The sequence below is a fragment of the Pseudocitrobacter sp. 73 genome, from assembly GCF_008369545.1.
GTDB lineage: Bacteria > Pseudomonadota > Gammaproteobacteria > Enterobacterales > Enterobacteriaceae > Pseudocitrobacter > Pseudocitrobacter vendiensis.
Genome location: NZ_VTZO01000120.1, coordinates 1 through 426, shown reverse-complemented (window position 1 = coordinate 426; position 426 = coordinate 1). Strand labels below are relative to the sequence as shown.

The following is a 426-nucleotide window of genomic DNA, read 5'->3' as shown; positions in this document are numbered from 1 at the left end:
AATGGAACGAAAACGTACGCTAAGAAGGTAATTCATTGTTTAAATTAAAATTTAATTCTCTCAGTTCCCCCTTCAAAATATCCTCCGGTAGCGTGAACGTATAATGCCCCAGCATATTGATATGCCCGTGCATCAGTGGGGATAACCGGACGATATCTTCACCCCCGGTTTCTTCTCCATTCCTGCGCATCCAGCTCAGGGCTTCCTGCATATAAAGTGTGTTCCACAGTACCACTGCGTTAGTGACGAGGCCCAGTGCACCCAGTTGATCTTCCTGACCTTCACGATAGCGCTTTCTGATCTCACCGCGCTGCCCGTAGCAGATCGCCCTCGCCACAGCATGGCGGCCTTCCCCACGGTTCAGCTGCGTCAGGATCCGCCGACGATAATCTTGATCACCAACACAATTTAGAAGTTCCAGCGTCT

General features: G+C 50.2%; 1 protein-coding gene. It reads right to left on the bottom strand.

Annotation, left to right across the window (positions count from 1 at the left end; genetic code table 11):
* Window positions 1–19: 19 nt before the first annotated feature.
* Window positions 20–426: Tn3 family transposase (locus F0Q32_RS26040; RefSeq protein ID WP_149465187.1), on the bottom strand; the 407-nt coding region annotated here is incomplete at its 5' end.